The organism is Pseudomonas sp. Irchel s3f10 (genome assembly GCF_900187515.1).
Lineage (GTDB): Bacteria > Pseudomonadota > Gammaproteobacteria > Pseudomonadales > Pseudomonadaceae > Aquipseudomonas > Aquipseudomonas tensinigenes.
In genome coordinates this window covers 1,032,405-1,050,730 of record NZ_FYDZ01000001.1, presented here as the reverse complement: position 1 = coordinate 1,050,730, position 18,326 = coordinate 1,032,405, and the positions used below count along the sequence as shown (strand labels likewise).

General features: G+C 56.8%; 17 protein-coding genes and 2 pseudogenes. 6 read left to right on the top strand and 13 right to left on the bottom strand.

Features of this window, described 5'->3' with window-relative positions; all coding sequences use genetic code 11:
- Nucleotides 1-11: 11 nt before the first annotated feature.
- The 3 genes from CKW17_RS04875 to CKW17_RS04865 all read right to left on the bottom strand — a co-directional run bounded on the left by CKW17_RS04875 (nucleotide 12) and on the right by CKW17_RS04865 (nucleotide 3,729).
- Complete coding sequence (locus tag CKW17_RS04875; RefSeq protein ID WP_095118948.1) at nucleotides 12-2,264, bottom strand: molybdopterin cofactor-binding domain-containing protein; 2,253 nt, start codon at nucleotides 2,262-2,264, stop codon at nucleotides 12-14.
- A complete protein-coding gene (locus tag CKW17_RS04870; protein ID WP_038361490.1) occupies nucleotides 2,264-2,719 on the bottom strand; it encodes a (2Fe-2S)-binding protein in 456 nt (151 codons plus the stop codon). Before CKW17_RS04870 ends, CKW17_RS04875 begins: the two co-directional genes overlap by 1 nt.
- A gap of 77 nt (nucleotides 2,720-2,796) precedes the next feature.
- Nucleotides 2,797-3,729, bottom strand: a complete 933-nt coding sequence (locus CKW17_RS04865) for an AraC family transcriptional regulator (RefSeq protein ID WP_095118947.1) — start codon at nucleotides 3,727-3,729, stop codon at nucleotides 2,797-2,799.
- A gap of 228 nt (nucleotides 3,730-3,957) precedes the next feature.
- Between CKW17_RS04865 and CKW17_RS04860 the strand changes: the two genes are divergently transcribed.
- Nucleotides 3,958-5,172 carry an MFS transporter gene (locus CKW17_RS04860; protein WP_095118946.1) on the top strand — a complete coding sequence of 405 codons (1,215 nt, stop codon included), beginning with the start codon at nucleotides 3,958-3,960 and terminating at the stop codon, nucleotides 5,170-5,172.
- Nucleotides 5,173-5,343: 171 nt separating this feature from the next.
- Here the strand turns inward: CKW17_RS04860 and CKW17_RS04855 are convergent, their stop codons facing one another.
- From CKW17_RS04855 to CKW17_RS04835, 5 genes and pseudogenes are all read right to left on the bottom strand, one after another.
- The gene (locus tag CKW17_RS04855; protein ID WP_095118945.1) at nucleotides 5,344-7,734 is read right to left on the bottom strand and encodes a TonB-dependent siderophore receptor; all 2,391 of its coding nucleotides are present in this window, start codon (nucleotides 7,732-7,734) and stop codon (nucleotides 5,344-5,346) included.
- A 111-nt stretch (nucleotides 7,735-7,845) separates the two neighbouring features.
- Nucleotides 7,846-8,826: a FecR domain-containing protein gene (locus tag CKW17_RS04850; protein ID WP_095118944.1), complete on the bottom strand. Its 981-nt coding sequence runs from the start codon at nucleotides 8,824-8,826 to the stop codon at nucleotides 7,846-7,848.
- Complete coding sequence (locus CKW17_RS04845; protein WP_095118943.1) at nucleotides 8,813-9,328, bottom strand: sigma-70 family RNA polymerase sigma factor; 516 nt, start codon at nucleotides 9,326-9,328, stop codon at nucleotides 8,813-8,815. The genes CKW17_RS04850 and CKW17_RS04845 overlap by 14 nt, the downstream gene beginning before the upstream one ends.
- 210 nt (nucleotides 9,329-9,538) lie before the next feature.
- Nucleotides 9,539-10,000 (bottom strand): hypothetical protein, encoded by a 462-nt coding sequence (locus CKW17_RS04840; RefSeq protein WP_095118942.1) that lies wholly within the window; start codon nucleotides 9,998-10,000, stop codon nucleotides 9,539-9,541.
- A gap of 170 nt (nucleotides 10,001-10,170) precedes the next feature.
- Nucleotides 10,171-10,482 (bottom strand): annotated as a pseudogene (locus CKW17_RS04835) (LysR substrate-binding domain-containing protein); the annotation flags it as partial.
- Here CKW17_RS04835 and CKW17_RS04830 point away from each other — a divergent pair.
- Nucleotides 10,450-10,602 (top strand): annotated as a pseudogene (locus tag CKW17_RS04830) (zinc-binding dehydrogenase); the annotation flags it as partial. The pseudogenes CKW17_RS04835 and CKW17_RS04830 sit on opposite strands and share 33 nt — an antisense overlap.
- A 109-nt stretch (nucleotides 10,603-10,711) precedes the next feature.
- Nucleotides 10,712-12,043, top strand: a complete 1,332-nt coding sequence (locus CKW17_RS04825) for an IS4 family transposase (RefSeq protein WP_095118941.1) — start codon at nucleotides 10,712-10,714, stop codon at nucleotides 12,041-12,043.
- Between the two features lie 121 nt (nucleotides 12,044-12,164).
- Here the strand turns inward: CKW17_RS04825 and CKW17_RS04820 are convergent, their stop codons facing one another.
- Both CKW17_RS04820 and namA read right to left on the bottom strand, forming a co-directional pair.
- Nucleotides 12,165-12,548: a nuclear transport factor 2 family protein gene (locus CKW17_RS04820; protein ID WP_095118940.1), complete on the bottom strand. Its 384-nt coding sequence runs from the start codon at nucleotides 12,546-12,548 to the stop codon at nucleotides 12,165-12,167.
- A 40-nt stretch (nucleotides 12,549-12,588) separates the two neighbouring features.
- Nucleotides 12,589-13,629 (bottom strand): NADPH dehydrogenase NamA, encoded by a 1,041-nt coding sequence (namA, locus tag CKW17_RS04815; protein WP_095118939.1) that lies wholly within the window; start codon nucleotides 13,627-13,629, stop codon nucleotides 12,589-12,591.
- Between the two features lie 113 nt (nucleotides 13,630-13,742).
- Here namA and CKW17_RS04810 point away from each other — a divergent pair, with 113 nt between their 5' ends.
- On the top strand, nucleotides 13,743-14,132 hold the full coding sequence (locus tag CKW17_RS04810; RefSeq protein ID WP_095118938.1) for a helix-turn-helix domain-containing protein: 390 nt from the start codon (nucleotides 13,743-13,745) through the stop codon (nucleotides 14,130-14,132).
- 115 nt (nucleotides 14,133-14,247) lie between these two features.
- Here the strand turns inward: CKW17_RS04810 and CKW17_RS04805 are convergent, their stop codons facing one another.
- Nucleotides 14,248-15,210 (bottom strand): AraC family transcriptional regulator ligand-binding domain-containing protein, encoded by a 963-nt coding sequence (locus CKW17_RS04805; RefSeq protein ID WP_034154100.1) that lies wholly within the window; start codon nucleotides 15,208-15,210, stop codon nucleotides 14,248-14,250.
- 67 nt (nucleotides 15,211-15,277) lie between these two features.
- Here CKW17_RS04805 and CKW17_RS04800 point away from each other — a divergent pair, with 67 nt between their 5' ends.
- Together CKW17_RS04800 and CKW17_RS04795 are read left to right on the top strand one after the other, a co-directional pair.
- Nucleotides 15,278-16,135, top strand: a complete 858-nt coding sequence (locus CKW17_RS04800) for a sterol desaturase family protein (RefSeq protein ID WP_095118937.1) — start codon at nucleotides 15,278-15,280, stop codon at nucleotides 16,133-16,135.
- Complete coding sequence (locus CKW17_RS04795) at nucleotides 16,132-16,725, top strand: NADPH-dependent FMN reductase (RefSeq protein ID WP_095118936.1); 594 nt, start codon at nucleotides 16,132-16,134, stop codon at nucleotides 16,723-16,725. Before CKW17_RS04800 ends, CKW17_RS04795 begins: the two co-directional genes overlap by 4 nt.
- A gap of 235 nt (nucleotides 16,726-16,960) precedes the next feature.
- Here the strand turns inward: CKW17_RS04795 and CKW17_RS04790 are convergent, their stop codons facing one another.
- Nucleotides 16,961-17,347 carry a cupin domain-containing protein gene (locus CKW17_RS04790; protein WP_095118935.1) on the bottom strand — a complete coding sequence of 129 codons (387 nt, stop codon included), beginning with the start codon at nucleotides 17,345-17,347 and terminating at the stop codon, nucleotides 16,961-16,963.
- Between the two features lie 72 nt (nucleotides 17,348-17,419).
- Nucleotides 17,420-18,244 (bottom strand): AraC family transcriptional regulator, encoded by an 825-nt coding sequence (locus tag CKW17_RS04785; protein ID WP_095118934.1) that lies wholly within the window; start codon nucleotides 18,242-18,244, stop codon nucleotides 17,420-17,422.
- Nucleotides 18,245-18,326: the final 82 nt, after the last annotated feature.

Sequence of the window (18,326 nt, the reverse complement as noted above, 5' to 3'; positions counted from 1 at the left end):
TCCGGCGCTGATCAAGTGAAGGTGTGTCGGCTCATGGGCAGGCTGCGCACCCGCTGACCGGTTAGCCTTGCCACTGCGTTGGCGACGGCAGGCGCGACCGCAGGCAACGGCGGTTCACCGATGCCACCCATTTTTTCCCCGCTCTCGACCACCCGCACGTGAACCCGAGCCATCCGCGCAGGCGGCAGGATCGGATACAAGTCGTAGTTACGCGCCCGGGGTTTGCCATCAATCCACACAGCTTCTTCCACCAGGGTTTGCGACAGTCCCAACGCCACGGCGCCATTGACCTGAGCTTCGACAATCGCCGGGTTGACGATGCTGCCCGGGTCAATCGCCTGCCAGATGTCGTGCACCTTGACTTGGCCGTTCTCGATGGACACCTCGGCGATCACCGCCGTCTCCGTACCGAACGGCGAAGCCATGGCCACGCCGCGCGCACGTTTGCTGCCGTCCTCGGCGGTAAACGGCCCGCGCTTCCAGCCACCCGACAGTTCACCCACCGCTTGCAGCAGCGTGGTCAGGCGTTTGTTGTCACGCAGCAAATGCAGGCGCAGGTCGAACGGGTCTTTGCCGCCCTTGTCGGCCAGTTCATCAAGGAACGATTCATAGAAGAAGTCATTGAGCGAATTGCCCACCGAACGCCAGTAACCGAGCATCGCCGGGCCTTTGACGTAGATCTGCGCGATGCGTTTGTTGGGGATCGCGTAGGACTTGCCCGACAAGCCTTCAAGCGCCGTCGGGTCGAGCTTTTCACCTTGCTTGCCGGCGAGGGCTTCGGTCGGCCCTTCGGTGGCACTGATCGCTTCGATTGCCAGCGGCCAGCCATCGCTGTCCAGCGCCGCGCGGAAATTCACCGCGGCAACGGGGCGCAGCACGTCACGCAGGAACTCTTCTTCGCGGCTCCAGATCAGTTTGACCGGACGGCCAACGGCCTTGGACAGCGCAATCGCCTGCGGATAGGGACTGGCCGAGTCGTAGAGAAAATGCCGGCCGAAGAACCCGCCCAGCAGCGGCGAATGCAAGGTGATGCGCGAAATATCGAGGCCCGTACGCTTGGCGATATCCGCGCGGAACATGTCCGGCGCCTGATTCGGCAACCAGACTTCCAGCGAACCGTCCGGGTTGAATCGGGCCAAGGCTGACGGCGGCTCCAACTGTCCGTGGTTCAGGTATTGGTTGTGGTAAGTGGCGTCGATCCGGGTCTTGGTGTCCTTGAGAATCGACGCCACGTCACCTTCATGTTCATCATCTTTGGCCGGGCCTTTGTCTTCAGCGAGGCGCTTGAACCAGGCATCGCTGGAAAAGTCGGCGGGCATCGGCCGCACTTTGCTGTCGGCCGTTGGCTCTTGCCAGTCGACCTGGATCGCCTCGACCGCACGTTTAGCGTGCCACCAGCGCTCGGCGACCACCGCCACAGCGCCCGGCAGACGATGCACGGAATGCACGCCTTTCATTGCCTTGACCTGCTCTTCGTTGCGCAGGTTGCCCACGGTCATGCCCAGACGCGGGGCGTGTTGCACGGCCGCATGGAGCATGTCGTCAACCTTCAGATCGATGCTGTACAGCGCCTTGCCGGTGGACTTGTCATAGGCATCGAGGCGCTTCACCGGTTTGCCGATCCAGCGGAACTGGCTCGGATCACGCAGCGTCACAGAGGCCGGATCAGGAACCGGCAGATCCATCGCACGCTCGGCCAGTTCACCGTAAGCCAGCGAGCGGCCCGACTTGGCATGCACGACTTTGCCAGGCTCGGTGGTCAATTCACTCACCGGCACGCCAAGTTGCTGCGCGCCCGCCTGCAATAACATGGCGCGGGCGAGGGCGCCGAGGCGGCGCATGACCGGGTAGCTCATGCGCACCGACATGCTGCCGCCGGTGATGCGCATGCCGTTTTCCAACACCACATAGGCTTCGCCGGGCGGTGCGGCTTCGACCAGAAAGGTCGACGGATCGGCATCCAGTTCTTCACCGACGATTTGTGCCATCGCGGTGAACGTGCCTTGTCCGCCTTCCATAAACGGGCAGAGCAGACGCACGCGGTTGTCCGGGCGGATTTCGAGAAACGCCGGCACCTGCGTGCCGCGTTCGGCCGTCGCCGCTGCAACGGCAGCTTGCACGCGCGTTGTACCGAGCGGCAGGCCGAAGCCGAGGACCAGCGCGCCGACGGCAGTTCCGGTCAGAAAACGCCTGCGCGATACATTGATCGGTTCGCGCAGGTCCAGTGCTGAGGCTTGCAGTGAAGGGTCGATTCGAACGGTCATCACGCGTCTCCCTTGCCGGCCAGCTCATGCATGGCGGCATGAATGGCGTTGTAAGTGCCGCAGCGGCACAGATTGACCATCGCCGCCTCGATCTGCGCATCACTCGGCTTGGGGTTTTGCTTGAGCAACGCGGTGGCGGCCATCACTTGCCCGGACTGGCAGTAACCGCACTGCGCGACTTGCAGATCGACCCAAGTCGAGACCACCCGTTTGCCCACGTCATCGCTTTCGATGGCCTCAATCGTGGTGACCTCGCGGCCGACGACACCCGCCACCGGCGTGACGCACGAGCGCACCACATTGCCGTCCACCAGCACCGAACAGGCGCCGCATTGCGCCAGCCCGCAGCCGTACTTGGTCCCGGTCATGCCCAGATCATCTCGGATCACCCACAGCAAGGGCGTATCGGCGTCGGCATCGACCTGATAGGTCTTCTGGTTGATTCGTAGTTCCATGATTCACCCGCTGATCATCGGTTGACGTGCATTGTTATGAGCGGTGACACGCGGCGAGGCGCATCACCGTTTTTCGTTCAATTCGCTATTGTGCCGAGGGCTTCTGCTTCAAATGGCTGCCCGCGCAGAAGGGCGATGTCACGGCTCGGCGCGGTGCCGAACAGGCGGCCATATTCGCGGCTGAACTGCGAAGGGCTTTCATAGCCGACCGCAAATGCCGCCCGCGAAACGTCAAGGCGCTCGACCAGCATCAACCGCCGCGCTTCGTTAAGCCGCAGCCATTTCTGGTACTGCAGCGGACTCATGCCGGTGAGCTGACGGAAATGATGGTGAAAGGTCGGCGCGCTCATCTGCACCCGCGCGGCCAGATCGTCGATGCGCAGGGCATCTGCGTAGTTGAGCTTGAGCCAGTCAATCGCTTTGGCGATGCGATAACCCTGACCATCGACGGCCGTGATCTGCCGCAGCCGTGCGCCTTGGTCGGTGTGCAGCAGCCGATAGTGGATTTCGCGCAGAATCAGCGGCGCCAGCACCGGGATCGCCTCGGGTTCGTCGAGCAATGCCAGCAGGCGATCAAGCGCGCCCTCCAAGGCAGACGATAAGCTGCCAATCGCGGCGCCCGTGCCTGTCGCTGGCTGCCGCTTGGCCGGCAAGCCGCTCTTGGTGATGACCTCGGCGAGCATGCTCACATCCAGCTTCAGCACGAGGCCGACACAGGGCTGCTGGGGACTGGCAAGCATGACTTCGGAGTTGGCGGGCAGATCCAGAGAGGTCACCAGAAACCGTGACGGGTCATAGCTGTAACCCTCACCACCGACCCACAAGCGCTTTTCGCCGCGACCGACGAGAATCAGGCTCGGTTCGATCATGCACACAACAGGTGGCGCCGGTTGGTCGCGACGAAACAGCGACAAGCCGGGTATGGCCGTGGCGAAGTCACCCGGTGCGCTCACGCGCGGGTCAATGTGCAATGCCAAAGGCGATTGCTGAGGCAGAGGGGTAGGGATCATGTCGGGTCTCCTGTTGACCGAACTCTAATGCGCGCGCGAGACGTTTCCTATCCATCACCCTGCATCGCCAGAGGATCAGGCAAGCATTCAAGAGGAATGCGCTAGGGAAGGGCCGGATTGACCGGGAGAATGTGTCTATCTGTTACAGGGGCAGTGTCCGGAAGGGACGACAAACTGCTTGCCCCTGCGCATCACATCCACAGGTTTTTCGCACCACAGGTAGTTTCCATGACGTTTCCTTCTACAGATCCTTCTAAAAGAACAGGCGGCTGGAGCGCTGTGCTAGCCATGTCGCTGGCCGCATTCGCCCTGGTCGCTTCAGAGTTTATGCCCGTCAGCCTGCTGACGCCGATTGCCGCAGACCTGCACATCACCGAAGGCCAGGCCGGGCAGGGGATTTCCGTTTCCGGTGCCTTTGCCTTGATCACCAGCCTGTTGATTGCCTCGGTCGCTGCGCGCGTCGAACGCAAGAAATTGTTGCTGGGCCTGACCTTGCTGATGATCGTCTCCGGTACGATCGTCGCGGTCGCGCCGGGTTACCCGTCATTCATGTTTGGACGTGCACTGATCGGGATCGCGATCGGTGGTTTCTGGTCACTGTCGGCGGCGACCGCAATGCGCCTGGTGAAGCCTGAACAGGTTTCGCGAGCGCTGGCCATCGTCAATGGCGGTAACGCGCTGGCCACGGTCATCGCCGCTCCGGCGGGGAGTTTTCTGGGCTCGCTGATCGGCTGGCGCGGGGCGTTCTTCTGTGTGGTTCCGGTCGCAGTGCTGGCCGCCGTGTGGCTGCTGATCAGCCTGCCGTCCTTCAAGGCCGAGCGCCAGGCCGGAAGCGGCAACGTTCTGCGGTTGATGAAGCAATTGCCAGTGGCCTTGGGCATGGTCGCCGTCAGCGTGTTTTTCATGGGCCAGTTCATGCTGTTCACCTATCTGCGACCGTTTCTTGAAGGCGTGACGGGCGTCAGTGTCTCAACGTTGTCCTTGATGCTGCTGGGGTTGGGACTGGCCGGTTTTATCGGCACCTTTCTGATCGAACGGTTTATGGGCCGCGGCCTCTACCGCACGTTGACCGTCATCCCGCTGATCATGGCGGCCATCGCACTGGCGTTGGTTAGCTTCGGCAAATCACCGGTGCTGACCGCCATGTTGCTCGGCCTCTGGGGACTGGTCGCCACGGCCGCGCCGGTCGGCTGGTGGACATGGCTGGCGCAGACGCTGCCGGATGATGCGGAGGCCGGAGGCGGCTTGCTCGTCGCCATTGTCCAACTGGCGATCGCCGGTGGCGCGATCATTGGTGGCCTGGCTTTTGATTTGAGTGGTTATAAAGCTACGTTCGAGCTTAGCGCCGCTGTCTTGGTTGTCGCGTCAGTGCTGGCCTGGCTGGCGGGGCGCAATGCCACGGAGGTTCATCTTGTCGAGGCGAATGCGCCAGCGGGAGTTTGATGCCCATCTGAAATTGGGCGAGTGTAGAACGTCAGTTTTCAGCATCTGTACTGGCGCAGTTCGTTGACCCAATAAAGCCAGACTTGACCGAGTCTTCGATCGCGAGAATTGACGGTGCCCGCGGTTAAGCGGGCACTGCTTTCTATATGGGAAAAAGGCCTACATGCCTGTTTACCACTTGTAACTCACTTTGGCGGTAACCTCGCGACCCGGGTTGTAGAAGTTCGCCGTGCCGGAACCGACCACGTGCTGCTCATCGAACAGGTTGCTGAGGTTCACCGCAAGGTCGGTGCCCTTGGCGATCTTGTAGTTGAAGGCGGCGTCGAACAGCGTGGTGCCATCGCTTTTGCCGGAGTTGGCGGCATCGAAGTAATAAGAACCGACGTAGCGCGCACCCAAGCCAACGCTGACATCAGTCGCGGGCACGTCGTAATAACTCCAGAGTGAAGCGGAATGCTTGGGTGCCGTGGAGAACTCATTACCCTTCAGCGAACTGCCGTCGTATAACGAACCGCGCAGTACTTCGGACTCCATATAGGAATAACCACCGATCAGGCTGAGGTTCTGCGTCACCTGCGCTTTCGCCTCCAGGTCGAGGCCACGCGCCCGCGACTCGCCCACGGTCTGTTGCTCAATGATGCCGCTCGGCAGCACCACAGCGATGGTGACGTTTTCCTGAGTCAGGTCATAAACGGCTGCGGAGAACAGGGCGTCCATCCCCATCGGCGCATACTTCACGCCCACTTCGTACTGCCGGCCCGTCTGCGGTGTGACGCCAACCTGCGGCGGCGAGACCGATTCCACCATGCTGATATAAGTGGACACCTCGTCGTTGACGATATAGGTCAACGCACCTCGGTACGAGGTTTCGGAGAAGGTGTCTTTCTCAGTGGATTGCAAGCCTTTGCTGGTCAGGTCCATCGAGTCGTTGCGCACACCGCCGGTGACGATGAAACGCTCGTAGAACGACAGGTTCTGCTGAAGAAATACGGCCTTGGTGGTCGCGTCTCGCTTGTTGACGGCATACGGCGCGATTGAGCGTGAGACGCCAGTAAACACCGGGTTTGCAATGTCAATCGAGGTCGTCGGGGCGTAGACCGAGCTTTCCTTGGTGGTCGAATCAAGGTACTCCACACCCACCAGGCTGCTGCTGTCGATGTTCTCGAAGCGGGCATCGTATTGCAGCATCAGATTGCCGTTGAACTGGTCGGCTTCGGTGTCCGTTCCAAACTGATAGCGGTCAACGGTGGTACCGACACGTGCGGCGCTGTCGCTGAGGTAAACGTAGCCAAAATCATCGGTCAACTTGCTGTAACGCAGATTGCTGCGCAGTACGAAGCCGTTGTCGAAGTCATGGGTGATGTTACCGCTGAGGCTGGTGCGCTCGACATCGTGAAAGTTGTAGCTGGGCTCGCCATAAAACTTGCTGCGGTCGTATTCCTTGTCCAGCGGATAACCGCCACTGTTGGGCGAACTTTCGGTTTTCAGATAGTCCAGAATCATCGTCGCCGACGTGTAATCCGTCGGTGCCCAGGTGAGGCCACCCATAAACAGCTGGTTGTCGTCTTGCGAGTGATCGTATTCGCGGTCGCTGTTTTGGCCTTTGGCAGTAAAGCGGCCAGCTAGGGTTTTCTCGTCGTTCAGTGCATCGCCGACATCGATGCCTGTCTCGACATGGTCAAACGAACCGTAGGTCACATAGCCTTGGCCAAACTGCTCGAAGCGCGGCTGTTTGGTCACGAAGTTTACCGAGCCGCCAGGGTCCGCCGGGCCAAACAGGGTGGAGTTGGCGCCACGCAGAATCTCGATGCGCTCATAAGCGAATGGATCTTCACGTACGCCGCGCATCGAACTCAGGGTCAAGCCGTCACGGTAGGTGGTGGCCTGGAAGCCGCGGATCTGGAAATAGTCGTTGCGGTCATCCGTACCATAGAAGTCAGTGATCACGCCGGGCGTGTATTGCAGCGCCTCTTCCGTGGTGCTGACGCTGCGTTGCTCCATTTCCTTGTTGGTAACAACTGATACCGATGCCGGTGTGTTGAGAATGCTGGTGGCCACCTTGCCGCCAACCCAGAGTTCCTTGGCGACCACCGAGTTGGCATCGTCGTCGGCACTGACCCTGACCTTGGCATTGATGATGAGGGGGGCAAGGCGGTAGTCCTCGACATCCGTAGCGTCGAGTTCCAGCGGGCCGGCGGTCTTTGCTTGAGGGATCAACAGGTAGGCATTCGGGCCTTGCTGTTCGATCTGCAATTGGCTCCCCTGCAGCAACGATGACAGCGCTGCCGACGTATCGAGCGAGCCATTCACGCCAGCGGTGGTGCGGTTCGCAACACTCGACGCGTCGAAGGAAAGACTGATGCCAGCTTCGCGCGCAAACTGGTCAAGCGCCGGCGCCAGTGGGCCGGCAGCAATATTCCACTGCTTGACTTGATTGCTGTGGTCAGCGCTCGACGTTTGCGCCAGCGATGGCAATGCGTAGCTGCTGACGATCAAACCCAACATCGCACCCTGCAGGGCACGATTCAATGGATGGCGCTGTGAAACCGGGGACGAACTCATTTTCTCGCTCCAAGAAAGGACATCGACAGACTGGCCTGTATTCCGGCCTTCCTTAGAGGTCGAACGATAATGAGAAACCACCTCATTATTTTTCAGGTGATTTTGATGGGCTCAGGTAGCAGCGGTCACGGTTACCCAGTAACGGGTTCGGTAATCGATGTGCAAGCGCAGTGATTGCGCGATCAGTGCCAGAACCTGATCGTTGTCGCCGAGCTGGAAGGTGCCGGAAACGCGGCGATCCGCGACCTCTTCGGCGCAACGCAATACCCCGGGGCGGTAACGCGACAACTCCACGATGAAATCCTTGAGGCGCATATTGCGCGCACTGATCACGCCGTCACCCCAGCTCCACAGATCGAGGCCGTTGTCGCTGAACGTTCGGGCGCTACTTGAGGTGAACAGCAGTTGATTGCCTGCCTGAACGCTGCGGCTCGCAGGACTTTGACTGGAGCCGGGGAACACCGTGACTGATCCTTCCTGAGCCGCGACCAGCGTGCCATCGTCACGTTCGCGTGCCAGAAAGCGGGAACTCTGGGCGCGCATGATCCCGTCACGTGATTGCACCCAGAACGGTCGCGCTTGCGGCGAGTGTTGGTCCGGGCCGACATTCACGATGATTTCACCCCGTCGCAGGATGATCAGGCGTCGCTGGGCGTCGAAATCGCTGTCGACGGCGCTATCGCTATTGAGCTGGATAAGGCTGCCATCATCGAGTTGGAAGCGACGTTGCTCGCCGGTGCTGCTGCGCTGCTGCGCAAGCATGGCGGGTACGGGTGTGTAATCCCGGCCAAGCCAGGCTGCCGTGCCAACGGTCGCCAATATGCCCAGTAGCTTCAGGCCGTCCCGCCGCCGCATTCCCTGATGGCTGCCATTGAGGGTTTGTCGCGCCAGTTGAGCGGGTACGCCGGCAAATTCATCCCCAAGCGTTTCCACACGCTGCCACGCCAATACATGCTCTGGGCGCTGCTGCAGCCAGTGCTCAAAAGAGTGCTGTGTTTGTTCATCGGCTTGATTGAAGCGCAGGCGCACCAGCCATTGAATCGCCTGTTCAACAATGGCCGGATCCAGCGCCTGCGGCTCAGGCCTCGACATAACGCAAGTGATAGCAGTGTTGCAGGGCCGTGGCCAGGTCGCGCTCAATCGTCGCCCGGGAAACACCGAGCTTTTCGGCTATTTGCGCGCACGTCAGACCGTCGAGTCGGGCGAATAAAAACGCCTGGCGAACCCTTGGTTTAAGCATGCTGAGCATGCGGTCTATGCGCTCCAACGCATCAAGAATCAGCAGCCGGCTTTCTTCCGAGGGAACCTCGTGTTGAGGCAGCAATGTGACGCTTTCCAGGTAGGCACGCTCGAGTTCGCGACGACGATACTGATCAATCATCAGTCCGCGGGCGATACTGCTCAAATAGGCACGGGGTTCGCGCAAGGGGCTGGACTGACGGGATTTGAGCAGACGTACGAAGGTGTCCTGCGCCAAATCTGCGGCGTTATCGCGACATCCAATGCGTCGGATCAGCCAGCCGTGCAACCAGGAATGGTGGGTGCGATAGAGCAGCCCCAGATCTGCAGTACCTAGCGTTTCATCGCTGCGCATCGAATTCCCGGAAAGTACATGATTGATAATTAATCGCATTCTACTCAGGCGACAGGCCTTAGGCAAATACGAGGCGTTCAGCGTTCGCATTGGCGCGAATGGCATCACTCTGTAGGGGCTGCGAGTAAAAGAATGCATCCAGCGTCTGGACGATTTGAACGCTAACCACCGGGCACTTTTTCGTACAGACCCTGGCCAGCGGAAGGCTGCTCAGTGCACCAATGACGGTTGGGTCGCGACCGAGACAGTGAAGACCACGACAAACAGCACGACGACTCCCCAGAAAATCACCATGATTGTCAGCATGACGGCCTTAAGGCCTTGATAAAGCCTGCGCAGCCAATGGCCTTCGGGTTTTGCTTCTGCGCGGGTTCTGAGTGCGCCATTCAAATAAAAGCCGATGAGCGCAAGCAGTGCGCCATCTATCGCCAGAGCAGGAAGGCCGGCTATGGGGAAAATGCTTTCCCAGCGATAGAAAGAAGACCGGCTGAGAAAGACCACATAACAAGTCAGACTGCCGTAGGGCAGTGCTCTCCACCATTTGCCGGCCAGCGCGCCGACCATCAGGCACATGATCACCATGAACGGGCTGAGGAGAATATGGAGCATCCAGTCCAGTACGTTGGGCAAGTAGTCCGGGGAGTGGATGCTGCGCCAGAGGTGTTCCAACATTGTTTGGGTTCCTTCCTTCTAGGGAGTCAGTGCTGCTGCGGTGCTTCCGTGCTGCTGGACGGTATCGGCGTGTTTTTGGGTTACATAAGGGGTGTTGTGTGAATAGGGGAAGAAGGGACGTTCAGGGAGGATCGGTTCTGCCCATAACCACCGTTCACACAGCTCAATCGCTATAGTTCCAGCCAGTCAGAATGAAGCTGCGGAAAACGCACTTGCAGCCACTCAATAAAAACTTGAACCTGGGGCGCAAGATGAGTCCGGCTCGGGTATAGCAATGACACGGGACGAGGGGCTGGCCGATAGGGTTTTAGAATTTCCACCAAACCGCGACTTTCCAAATGCTTGGCCACGGCGATCCCGGGCGCCTGAATTATTCCGAAGCCCGACACGCCACACTGAACGTACGCATTCGACTCGGTGACGGTGATGCCGGCGTCAGGCACAAAGGACCGATCCTGAGCTTTTACCGAAAAATGCCAGGGCTCAACGAGCACAAGATCCGTCCCGTGATTGATCAGGTTTATCCGTTCGAGAAAGCACGAAAAGCTTACGAGCATCTCGCGAGGGGAGCATTTGGGAAGGTTGTGATCAAAGTCGCTTAATAACGTAAAGGCGCCAATTTCGGCTAATGCCGATCAGTTAAGCCTTCTCGCTTGACCTTTGGCCGCAAGAAATCAAAATCCGATGCCTGTACTGGCATCGGATTTTTTTATGCGTCTCGCTCGGGCACTGGAACTGACCCACAACATCGCCTCTACCCCTATCGCCATTGAGGGGTTGGATTCTTTGCTCGACCCTTCACTGGTCGAGCAGGCACTGGAACAGGCCGGCGTAGCGACCCTGCGCAAGCGGCGCCTGCCCTTGGAAATGATGCTGTGGTGCGTGATTTCCATGGCGTTCTTTCGGCGTATGTCGGCGTGGGACGTAGTCAGCCGCATGAACATCATGCTGCCAGGGCCACGTCCTCTGGTCGCGCCCAGCGCTGTAGTTCAAGCCCGTCAGAGATTGGGTAGCGAAGCTGTACGACAAGTCTTCGATCTGACTCAGAAAAGCTGGCATGAAGCGGCGGGGCATCCGACCTGGGCCGGTTTGCGCTTGCTGGGCGTCGACGGTGTCGTCTGGCGAACACCTGACACACCCGAAAATCGAGCGCGCTACGACTCGGCCAGCAACCAGCACGGCGACACCGGTTTTCCTCAGGTACGCATGGTCTGCCAGATGGAATTGACGAGCCACATGTTGATCGGTAGCGCATTTGATGGTTATCGCAGCAACGAAATGAAGCTGGCAGAACAACTGATCGACACCACGCCGGATCACTCGCTGACGCTATTCGATCGCGGTTTCTACTCGTTGGGGCTGTTGCACCAATGGCAGCAGGCCGGCACCGAGCGGCATTGGCTGATGCCGATACGCAAAGGGGCGCAGTACGAAGTCATTCAGCGTTTGGGGCGCCAGGATGCGATTGTTTTGCTGAGCACTTCGCCGCAGGCCCGCAAGCAATGGCCTGGGTTGCCGGAGCACCTGACCGCAAGACTCCTGAGCAAAACCGTCAAGGGCAAGGTCTGTCAGATTTTGACCTCGATGGCCGATCCGCTGCGTTTCCCATCCGATGAAATCGTCGACCTGTACAGCCATCGCTGGGAAATCGAATTAGGGTTCAGGGAAATGAAACAGACACTGCTCAACAGCAGTTATACGTTGCGTAGCAAGACGCCCGAGATGATCGAACAAGAGTTGTGGGGGGTGTTGTTGGGCTACAACTTGTTGCGCTATCAGATGGTGGAAATGAGTCGCCACTGTCCTGGTATTTACCCGAGCGAAATGAGCTTCACCGCGTGTACCTGGGCGATTCTCGGGTTTATCAACAGCGTCTCGGCCGACCGTTCCGGGAACATCCCCAAGTATTTGGCCGAACTGCATGCTTCAGCGCTGCACTACGTGCTGCCGCATCGACGCGAGGAGCGCGTTTATCCTCGGGCGATTCGGCTGAAATCACCGAAGTATCCGATCAAAAATAAAAATGCCAGTCAGCTTAACTGACTGGCATTAGCCAATTTCGGCGCCTTTTTTCTCGCCCATCGCAGCAGATTTGCCCGCAGATTCTAATGTCAACGCGTGAGCAGAGAGAATCGAACACCAAGCCGCCGGACGGCACTAGTCATCAAGGTGCTGCATGCGTTTGAAAAATCTTGCTGATCACAATCCACTTTCCATCAACTTTCAGCAGATGAAAAAAGTCAGTGAAAGAGATGCCTGACATGTCGTTGGCGTCGATGCGAGCGCTCGCCGCCGTACCGACGACTTCGACGCGAACGATAGCCGCCGGTGCATCAGGAGAAGGGCGGAAACCCTTGTCGATCCCGTCGAACAGGATTGAAATTGCGCCGCCCGCCAGCTTACCGTCGCCATCGACGCTGAACATGGTCGCTTGTTCACTGAAAGCCGGCTTCATGATGCTGCTTTTGGCCTGCTTGCAGCCCTCAATGTACTGGTTAAGCACCTCGGTGATGGCTTGGTATTCTTCCACGTAAGTCGGTTTGCTCATGTGCTTGCTCCTGCTTCATAGGATTAGTGCAAAAAAGGCATCAGGCTCTGGTGTCAAGCCAGACAGATCCATAACGTGTGTAGGCGGCAGGAATCTCAATGATTTCTTTAAGATCATCTGCAGCGCTGCGAACCCAGAATGGATCTCGGAGCATTTGCCGCCCGACAAACACCAGATCAGCTCGGCCGTTCTGCAAGATTTCTTCAGCCTGACGTCCACTCTGAATCACACCCACAGCGCCTGTTGCTATATGCAACTCCTTACGGAGTAATTCAGCGGCCGGTACTTGGTAACCCGGGTAGGTCTCGACCTTGACCATTTTGATCCCACCGGAGCTGCAGTCGATCAAGTCAACCCCCTGTTCTTTCATCCAGCGACCATATTCGAGAAACGACTCGGGCGTGTTTCCGCCTTCGGCGTAATCAGAACTGGAGATGCGCACGAACAGAGGGCGATCTCCCCAATGAGTTTTGACCTCTTCCAGCACCTCGCGCAGGAAGCGATAGCGACGCTTGGCATCACCGCCATATTCATCGTCACGGTTGTTGGCCAGCGGCGAAAGGAACTCACTCAATAAGTAGCCGTGCGCGGCATGGATTTCCAGCACATCGAACCCAGCGTCGCTGGCACGCCGTGCGGCATCGCCAAAAAGTTTAACCAGACCCGGAATCTCATCAGCCGCAAGTTCGCGAGGAACAGGGCTGGTTTCCGTAAATGGAATCGCCGATGGCGCGATGTGAATCAGACCGGGCAGGTCAGCATTGCGCCCGGCATGGCCGATTTGAGCGCCCGCTTTTGCACCAAAACCGTGAAGCAATTCTGTTAGCGCCTTCAAGCCGACAACGTGCTCATCGCTCCAGATGCCAAGGTCACCGGCTCCAATACGACCGTCAGCCTGAATGGCCAGCGTTTCGGGAAAAATCAGCGCTGCCTGACCCAGAGCACGAGCGCCGTAATGAACGCGGTGCCAGTCAGTGACGAATCCATCATCCGCTGCCATATGCATACACATAGGGGACATGACGACGCGGTTTTTCAGGGTGAGGCCCTTAATTTCATAGGGTGATAACAACAAACTCATCTGTCCGATTCCATAGTTGTGAATATGGAATCCATGCTAACTTTTGCAGCACATTGACGTAAGTACGCACAATTTTGTGCGGTAGGCACACTTTTTATACCAAGGTGATAACAGTGAAAAAATGTAACCCTCAGGATGAGATTGAGGCTTTCGCGTGTCCCGTCGCGTTCACTGTCGATGTCATTGGTGGAAAGTGGAAATCGCTCATACTTTTTCACCTGATGTCAGGCACGAAGCGCTTTAACGAGCTACGTCGGCTGATTCCAGATATCACGCAGAGGATGCTGACACTCCAGCTGAGAGAACTGGAGACTGACGGGGTGATTCATCGCGAAATCTATCGCGAGGTGCCACCCAAAGTGGAGTATTCGCTTACAGCGTTAGGTAACTCACTCGCGCCATTGGTGAGTGCGATGCGAGAGTGGGGCGCAGTGCATGAACGCACGATCCTGGAGCTCAGGCGTTCTGCCGTCTGTGACGACAAACTGGAATCTCTGGTTTGAATCATGGCGATGTTGAGAGGTGAAGGGGGTTGAAACTGCACGAGCGCAATCAACCGCGCGGATGAGGCGAATTTTTGAGATGGCGCTGCGGTTACGAAAAAATCGGGCCGCCACCTTATTTCATGTCACGCCATCGGCTTCGGGCGTGGAGATACGCCGTCAAATCGCTGTAACCTAGTTGCGCTGCAATCTCCGTTGATGACTCTCCTTGCAATTCAAGATGCATTTCCAATTCTGCGCGAATCTGATCGAGCAATTGTCTGAAGGTTGTACCTTGCTCTTCCAGCCGTCTGCGCAAGGTCCTTGGTGTCTGGTGGAGCGACTTCGCCAGATTGTCCAGATTGGGAATTTCACGTCTCGCTAGAGATCGTCGCGCTCCTTCAGCAACCTTGGCTGACCAACCACTGAAATTCCGATGCGCGGCAATCCGTCGATCCAGCTCCTGCGTTAATAACTCCAACATCCCGTGATGACGGGTTTGCATTGGCAGGCTTAAGCTTCGAGGATGAAAATAGAAGCAGTTGATCGAGCAATCAAACTCGACTCGATCACCAAACCATTGGGTGTACTGCTTGTAATACGACGGACGCGAATGAGTGAACTTTGCCAAAATCGGCTGCACATTGTGTCCTGTACCTCGTCGTAACTGCGCTATGGACATCACCCCGTAGTGTTCGACGACATACCGCGCCAACTCTCCTGGCGCATCAACGTTCAATTCGACTCCGACGCCGTTTTCGTCATTAACCAACCTTACATTGTCTGTGTCCGAGGCAAGAGGTGCGTACCGGGCCCAAAGGTGCATGGCTGACAAAATATCTGGACTGTACAGGCAAAGATAAGCCAGGACATGCCAGTCCTGGGGTGTGAATAGCGCGAACAATTTTAATCCGATCGCCGGATCGATACGTGCCGCTTCGCGCCACAGTTGATCCAGTTCGATCAGGTTGTAATCCGTACTTTTCCGGGCAACCTGGCTATCAAGGAAGCGCTCCAATACCTGGCCCAACCTGCCGCGATGAAAGCGTTGGGGCGGGCGGTTGGCCGGTTCTAGCTCAATTTTGTCCATTTCGCGCATTGGGAGGACTTGCTCGCAGGTTTCTAATGAAAGGGCATTGCCCGGAAGGGCCTAAATCGAGAGTGCCATGAATACAACAATGCTCGTCAATAACCCCGCTGTGATAGTAGCCGGGATTTTCCTCTCCTTCATTTTACTGGAACTCGCTTGTTCGTCGCTTCGTCAGTCGTCAGGTAGTAAACGTGACGTACTCATTGAAGTCATCGGTTCCGGAATATTAGTGATGGTCACATTCCCTTTAGTCATGTGGCTAAGTGGCATGATATTGAATCATGCCATCCCGGAAATGAAGGGCGCGCTGTCCTCTATTCCATGGATCGCAGGATTTGCGTTGTTTCTACTGCTGGATGACATGACCCAATATTGGTGGCATCGTCTGACTCATCGGATTCCCGCTCTTTATGCATTGCATCGCGCACATCATTCCGCGCCCTATATGAGTATTCGCATCGTCTATCGCAACAATAGTTTCTACTATCTCTTGATGCCAGGTATCTGGCTATCTGGCGTGTTGATTTATCTGGGGCTCGCACCCGTTTATTATGTTTATTTGGTTATAAAAATGACTGTGATTTTCGCGGCGCACAGCAATGTTGCATGGGACGAAAAACTTTATCGCATTCGTGCTTTACGGCCGATCATTTGGGTTCTGGAGCGAACCATCTCCACTCCATCCACTCATTCTGCGCATCACGGTTTGACTGCAGAGGACGGCGTGACTCACTACAAAGGTAATTTCGGTAACCTGTTGTTCTTATGGGATGTGTTGTTCGGAACAGCCAAAATTACCCGTAGACGTCCGCCAGCATACGGTATCGAACACTTGTCACCGATAACCTGGAAAGAAGAATTGTTCTGGCCAATCGTTCGCTCCCATCGCACCGCACCCAAGGTAAGTAAAGCTAAACAGAAGATCGCACAATGAGTCGTCATATCGTTCTGCTGTCTGGATCGAATAGATTCAACAGTCAATCAATCAAAGTTGCCCATTATCTGCGCGAGCGGTTAGAAGCACTTGAGCTTTGTGACTCAAGCGAACTAATAGATCTGGCGTCGAGCCCGCTACCGCTGTGGCCAGAAGAAGACACTCAGAAAGCCTGGAGTGTCCAGCAATCCATCCTCAAAAAAGCAACAGCATTGATCGTGATTAGCCCTGAGTGGAATGGCATGGCTTGCCCGGCCCTGAAGAACTTCTTTTTGTACGCAGGGCTCAGCGAACTAGGACATAAGCCCGCGCTTCTGGTTGGCGTTTCGGCTGGACTTGGGGGAGCCTATCCAATTACAGAGTTACGTGCTTCGAGCTATAAAAATAGCCGGATCCTGTATTTGCCTGAGCAACTGATTATAAGAAACGTTGAATCAATGCTTAACAGTGAATGCCCTTCAGATGAAAATGATGTTCGCATCCGCGCACGTGCCGATTGGGCTTTGCATGTTCTTTGCCAATACGATGACGCCTTGCGTACGATACGAACTGCAATCAAATATCCACCTGAGTTCTCTGCGGGGATGTGAGATTGTCGCACCTCAATAAGTTTAAAATGCAACTGTTAAATCTAAACCTTAGTTGGCTCATGACGCCATAAGTAAATACTTCGTGATAGACAATCATCGGCCGATAGTTGCCTGCAATGAATGTCCGTTTTGGGTCGAAACTGGTCGTTCACGAACGTCTGCTATTGGCCGATAGCTACCGGTCAAGGTCAACTATTTCCAACTCAGCTCAGACATTACACAGGATGACGCTGGATTATATCCAGACGTCGTTCAAAGCCGTTCTTTCGCCATCTTCATGCCCGGTATTCAAAATACCTCGTGGCTCGATCATCATCAGTTTTGTTTCACCTTCAGCAGCCGTCCGATGTTCAACACCACGGGGAACTACATACAGTTCACCCGGATTCACATAGACGCAGCTATCCGGCAGGTCGATGCGCAAGGTGCCTTCCAGGACAAGAAATGCTTCGTCGGTCTCAGGATGTGAGTGCCAGATGAATTCGCCTTCGATTCGCACAACCTTGAACTGGTAGTCATTCATCTCTGCAACAACCCTGGGGCTCCATTGCTGTTCGATGAGCGAAGCTTTACGTGCCAGGTTTACAGGAACTGATGATTGTTGATGACGGAGCTTTGACATGACAGATCCTCTGTGGTCGAAGTCGTCATCCTATAGAGCATGGAGCAGGGCGCTCTTGTACGATCCTGCAAGTCAGCGTGCGGCCCGCAATCGTTCCAGCCAGCGCATGGGCGGAACTCCGTAGCAGCGGGTGAAGTGTCGCGTCATATGACTTTGATCGTGAAAACCCGCGACAAGGGCCGCATCCACCAAGGTGAAACCTTCAAGCACCAATGCGCGGAACCGATCCAGACGGCGCAGGGTGACAAATCGGTAAGGGCTCGTACCGTAAAGTGTTCTGAAGTCGCGTGACAGGCTCCAGCGTTCGCGCCCACTGGCATGTTCCAGCATCTCCAGCGAAATGCAGGTGTGCAGATGTTCCAGGATGAATGCTCTGGCGCGCTCGGCTGCGCGGTAATCCAGACGCTTGCGCCCACGCGGCTTGCCCGCGACGGCACGCAACGCCATCGCCAGGTCATACAGCGCGTCCTGTTCCTCCAGTGTTTCCAGTGGATAATCCACCGCTTGCACGAATGCTTCACTGGCATGGAACAGACGCGGATCGCTCGACAGTCCCCCTGCGATAAAGGGCAAGGGTTCCCCACCCAGGACGTTCTGAATCAATGACGGATCAACGTAGGCCATTCGATAACGAAAGCCTGCGTCGGTGCCGGCCATACCATCGTGGAGTTCGTCGGGGTGAAGCACGAGCGTGTTGCCGGGAACACCGTGGCGCAGCGAGCCTGCGTAGTGAAAGCTCTGAACGCCCGCCAACGTACGGCCGATCGAGTAGGTGTCGTGTCGATGAGGATCGTAGCCGTGGCTGCCGAACCACGCTTCGATACGCTCGATGCCTCCGGGTTGAACACTGCGGATGACCCAGTCGGCGTTGGCACGTTGGCCATTTTTCTGATCCATGAATGTACCTCTCTGATTCCGCGCAGGGGGAGTGAAGATCAGCCTGCCGGGAATATACAAGCACGGTTATTCAGACGTCTGT